Here is a 1,702-nt window from a genome sequence, read left to right as displayed (position 1 = left end):
CGGCAGGAAGTACTCGAGTCAGCCTGCCCGGCGTCCTGCGGCACGTTACGGGCGGCCAACCCGATCACGAACACCGCTATCCCAATACAAGTCGGAAGTACTGACGTAGCAGTCCGTTCGTGTTCTCGTTCGTGGGCCGCTGCCAGGGGGAGTGCGGGTTGGCGAAGAACACCTTCGTTCCGGTCTCGAGCGTGAACTGCGCGTGGGCCGACAGCTCCTTGCCGCGGTCCCAGGTGAGAGTCTTGCGCAGCTGCTCGGGCAGCTGGGTCATCGACACCGCCAGGGCGGCGTTCATCGCGATCGCGCCGTAACCACCCAGCGCGGGGCCGTTCTTCACCGGCGGCGTCTCACCCCACCCGTCCAGCCGTGGCAGGTGCACCAGCAAGGTGGATCGGCTGGCGCGCTCCACGACCGTGCCGATCGCCGACCTACCGGTGCCGATGATCAGGTCTCCCTCCCTGTGCCCAGAACGGCGCGGTCGTCGGCTTCGGCCGGCCGCTCGCGGATGACCACGTCCGCGGTGACGTGGCCCTGTGGCTTGTTCCGGGACCTCGCGCGCGGCTCACGCAATGCACGTCCAGTGCGCAGGCAGGCGACCAGCTCCCGCTTGAGCGCGCCGCGGCCCTCAATGAACAGGGCCTGGTAGATCGCCTCGTGGCTGATGCGCATGGACTCATCATCGGCGAAGTCGATCCTCAGCCGATGGGCGATCTGCTCCGGGCTCCAGGCTGTCGCCCACCGCCTGTCCTGCCGGTGCGGCTTGTTCAGCCCTTTCCACACAGGCGTCTTGGGCCCGGCGACAACCGTGCCATCGGGCCTGCGGATGCTGCCGCTCAGGCGCTCCTGCACATACTCGAGCAGCCGAAGATTCGACACCAGCTTGGCTTTCTTCGGGCGCTTGGCCGCTTGCTGCGCCTTCCACTGCGCCACCGTGGCCCGGTACTCCTGCTTGCCGCCCCGTGTCGCCGCGTTACGTCGCAACTCACGCGAGATCGTCCCCGCATCGCGTCCGATGCTGCGGCCTATCTCCCGCACACCGTTGTCGGCGTACACGTTGCAGTGCAGAGGCGCGTACGAGTGAACGTGCAGGGGTATGGCATATCCGTCTTGCCGGGTTAGGTGCCGGTTGCTCGTACTTCGCTGGTCGGCTTGGGATCGGCGAAGGGCTGGTCAGCGGTGGCTCTGGACGCGCAGCGGTGGATGGAGCTTCGCCGGTTCCGGGCGCTGCGAGAGTCGGGCGCGACGCTGTCGGAGATCGCGCGCGAGACCGGCCTGAACTGGCGGACGGTGAGGAAGTACCTGTCCGAGGACGGCGCCGTGCCGCCTGCGCCGGCGCCGCGACCGGCTCGTCGAGGCAGCACGCTGACCGCCTTCACACACGTGATCGACGCATGGCTGCGGGCAGAGCTGCTGCTCAAGGGCACCGTGATCCATGAGCGTCTAGTCGAGCAATACGGGTTCACCGGCAACTACCAGCGGGTGAAGATCTATCTGCAGGAAGCCCGTCCGCGTATCGCGGCGGAGCTGGGCATCGGCCCCGGCGAACTGGCCGGACTGCACCGACGCTTCGAGGTCGTGCCCGGCGCGCAGGCCCAGGTGGACTGGGGTGACGAGGGCGCGATCCTGGCCCATGTCGGCATCGCGAAGGTGTACTCGTTTCACATGGTCCTGTCGTACTCACGCGACCCGTACTGCTGCTTCA

At 67.5% G+C, this 1,702-nt stretch carries 2 pseudogenes; one reads left to right on the top strand and one right to left on the bottom strand.

Annotated elements, in window-relative coordinates:
* Positions 1–94: 94 nt before the first annotated feature.
* A pseudogene (locus AB0J67_RS40955) lies at positions 95–1,038 on the bottom strand (IS30 family transposase); the annotation flags it as partial.
* A 138-nt stretch (positions 1,039–1,176) separates the two neighbouring features.
* On the opposite strand from AB0J67_RS40955, the pseudogene AB0J67_RS40950 reads away from it, so the two are divergent.
* Positions 1,177–1,702: pseudogene (locus AB0J67_RS40950) on the top strand (IS21 family transposase); the annotation flags it as partial.

It is taken from the genome of Catellatospora sp. NPDC049609, assembly GCF_040675365.1.
In the GTDB taxonomy this organism is placed as follows: domain Bacteria; phylum Actinomycetota; class Actinomycetes; order Mycobacteriales; family Micromonosporaceae; genus Catellatospora.
This window is presented reverse-complemented; position numbering and strand designations above follow the sequence as displayed.